Origin of the sequence: Pseudomonas sp. K5002, assembly GCF_013386655.1 — a bacterium.
Classification (GTDB): Bacteria; Pseudomonadota; Gammaproteobacteria; order Pseudomonadales; family Pseudomonadaceae; genus Aquipseudomonas.
The window spans coordinates 1-2,554 of record NZ_JACARK010000266.1; the positions used below are offsets into that span (position 1 = coordinate 1).

The 2,554-nt window shown below is 61.4% G+C and carries 6 protein-coding genes; 2 read left to right on the top strand and 4 right to left on the bottom strand.

What is annotated here, in order from left to right; all coding sequences use genetic code 11:
- The 3 genes from HX846_RS13940 to HX846_RS13950 form a co-directional block, all read right to left on the bottom strand.
- Positions 1 to 185: isochorismatase family protein (locus tag HX846_RS13940; protein WP_178965564.1), on the bottom strand; the 185-nt coding region annotated here is incomplete at its 3' end.
- A 26-nt stretch (positions 186 to 211) separates the two neighbouring features.
- Positions 212 to 661, bottom strand: a complete 450-nt coding sequence (locus tag HX846_RS13945) for a MarR family winged helix-turn-helix transcriptional regulator (protein ID WP_003214523.1) — start codon at positions 659 to 661, stop codon at positions 212 to 214.
- Positions 662 to 936: 275 nt separating this feature from the next.
- A complete protein-coding gene (locus HX846_RS13950) occupies positions 937 to 1,329 on the bottom strand; it encodes a tautomerase family protein (protein WP_003214522.1) in 393 nt (130 codons plus the stop codon).
- 107 nt (positions 1,330 to 1,436) lie between these two features.
- Here HX846_RS13950 and HX846_RS39535 point away from each other — a divergent pair, with 107 nt between their 5' ends.
- Positions 1,437 to 1,769, top strand: coding sequence for a LysR family transcriptional regulator (locus HX846_RS39535; RefSeq protein WP_256739814.1), 333 nt, complete (start codon positions 1,437 to 1,439; stop codon positions 1,767 to 1,769).
- Positions 1,763 to 2,299: a LysR substrate-binding domain-containing protein gene (locus HX846_RS39540; RefSeq protein WP_256739815.1), complete on the top strand. Its 537-nt coding sequence runs from the start codon at positions 1,763 to 1,765 to the stop codon at positions 2,297 to 2,299. The genes HX846_RS39535 and HX846_RS39540 overlap by 7 nt, the downstream gene beginning before the upstream one ends.
- Before the next feature lie 4 nt (positions 2,300 to 2,303).
- Here the strand turns inward: HX846_RS39540 and HX846_RS13960 are convergent.
- Positions 2,304 to 2,554, bottom strand: a 251-nt coding sequence (locus HX846_RS13960) for a helix-turn-helix transcriptional regulator (protein WP_178965565.1), incomplete at its 5' end; no start/stop codon positions are given.

Below are 2,554 nucleotides of genomic sequence, written 5' to 3' on the forward strand. Positions count from 1 at the left end.
CCGGGGGCGAAGCCTGTGACGTTGACCAGCACCACCGGCATGCCGCGCTCGCGGAACGCGTCGAGCAGTGCACGGGAGCGTTCCACCACGGCGCCGATGGGGTGGATGAACGGGTATTCGGCGATGCCTTTTTGCAAGTCCACGATGATCAGCGCGGTGTTGGGATCCAGCAAGGTGACGGCCATGGGATGTCCTCGAACGGATAGGGGGCTCAAAAGTCGGCAAGGCGCTCCAGCAGCTTTACCGCTGCCGCGAGTTCAGCTTGTTCTTCGGCAGACAGTTGCTCCTGCAGCGCCCGCAGCAGCCAATCGTCCTTGGCTGCCCGGCTGGCGATCAGGTGCTTACGAAAGCCGGGAGTCAGCTCGATCAGGGTTTGGCGCCCATCGCTGGGGTCGGGTTTGCCCCTGATCGCTTTCATCGTTTCCAGCCCGGCCACGGTGATGCGCATGGACTGCGGCCGCACGCTCTCCGCCCGGGCCAGGGCCGAGACGGTGCTGGGCCCGTCTCGGTCCAGGCGCAGCAGCACCGACTTCTGGGCGGAAGTGAAATCGTTCGGATGGGTTTGTTCCCGCAGCCGGCGTATCAGCTTGCCCAGGGAGATGCGCAGCTCGGCAGCCAGGGCGGCGGATTGGGTTTCGGAGGTGATGGAAGGTTTGTTCATGCCCGGACGTTAGCATGCGTGCAGAAAAACTGTACAGTTTAGCTGTATGAAATTTTTGTCATAAAAGCCCGCGTCGACGGTCCTTTTGCCGGGGCGTTACCTGGTGTCGCGGCTGGGCGTGCTGTCGTTCATGGACCGGGATGGTGCAAGACCGAATGCTATGTGGGTGACCGATTGTTGGGCGTGGATGATGAACGGGTTCTGCAACTGTTCACGGACTTGATGAGCCGCGCATTGACCTGATCGATATTCATGCGCGGCTTTTTCCCGGCCTATCAGGTGTGTTGATAGCGGTACTCCTGAGTCACCCCTTCATAGCCGTAGGCACTGGCCCGGCAGTCGATGATGTGCACATTGGAGTGTGGGTGCAGGTTGCCGATCAACTCCGCCAACAGCGTGTAGGCCTCACGATGAAAACGCGCCTTTTGCGCCTTGGTGTTGGTCTCATCGGTCACGGTGACTTCCAGGCGGAATGCGTTGCGCCCATGTTCGGCCAGCGAGCGGTTATGAATGAACCACTGGTCATGCGGTACAAAATCGAGAATCAGCAAGGTCTGCTCCGGGCGTTTCTCGAGCACTTCACAGGTCAGTGCAGTGAGCTGTGGGACGAGCTGGCGCACCAGTTCGGGATTGCGTTCTCCGGAGATTTTCAGGGTGATGCCTGGCATGGCGAATTCCTCGTAAGGGTAGGGTGAGGTGCCAGATTAAGAAAATTATTCGGATCTGAAAAACGGGAAGATATAATGATATCTATCGGAAAAAACGCAGGTTAGACATGCGCCCCTTTGACCTTGAGCAACTGCGCTCCTTCGTCGCCATCCTGGAATCCGGCAGCCTTTCGGCGGCCGCGCCCAAGCTGTGCCGTTCCCAGTCCGCGCTCAGTGAGCAACTTCGCAAGCTGGAAACCTTCACCGGCGTGACGCTGCTGGAGCGCGGCAAAAAAGGCGTGAGCCCCACACCTGCCGGGGAGCGCCTGCTGGCACATGCGCGTGAATTGCTCGCGCTGAGTGACTGCGTGCTTGAGGATATGCGCGGCGTAACCTTGAGCGGCGAACTGCGCTGGCCATCACCGACTATTTTTTGCCCAGCGCCATCGCGGGTATGTTGAAGGGGTTGCGCACGCGATATCCGCAGCTTCGGTTGCATGTTTCGGTGCGCAAGAGCCTCCAAATCGAAAAGGGCGCCAACAGCGGCGAATTCGACATTGGCCTGTCGATGCGCATCCTCGATGGTCGCAGCCTTCCCGAAGGCATTCCCGTACGACGAGAGGCCCTGCGGTGGGTGGCACTCAGTGGGTTCGACGCACAGCACGAACTCGTGGCGCCGCTGCCGTTGGTGGTACTTCCCCAGGATTGCAGCTTGCAGCGGTTCACCATCGACCTGTTGGATGCGCGCGGGGTGCCGTATGTCATTGCGCATTCCGCGTCCGGGGTGGCGGGCCTGCAATCGGCACTGCTGGCGGGGCTGGGCGTGGCGTGCCTGAACAGCTCGGCCGTGCCTGCCGGGGCCGAGGCATGCCGGTCGATTCAAACGCTTCCGGCGCTGCCCGATGTCGAGTTCAGCCTGTTACCGCCGCGTCCGGGCGAGGCTTCGCTGGTCAGTGCAGTGCGAGAAATGTTGATCACGCACTTTTCCTAGCGGCTCAAGATCGCCGGCTGGCCCCCGGCGGCTGCCCGGTGACGCGCTTGAATGCCCGGCTGAACGCGGCCTGGGAGTTATAGCCAAGGCGTTGCGCCACGGTTTCAATGGGCAGCCGCTCCAGCGTCAGCCACTGGCTGGCCAGGCGCATCCGCAGTTCGGTGGCGTAGCGCAACGGTGGCGTGCCGATCGTGGTTTGAAAGTGTTGGGCGAACACCGAGCGCGAGGTATGACACTGCGCCGCCAGCTCTTCCA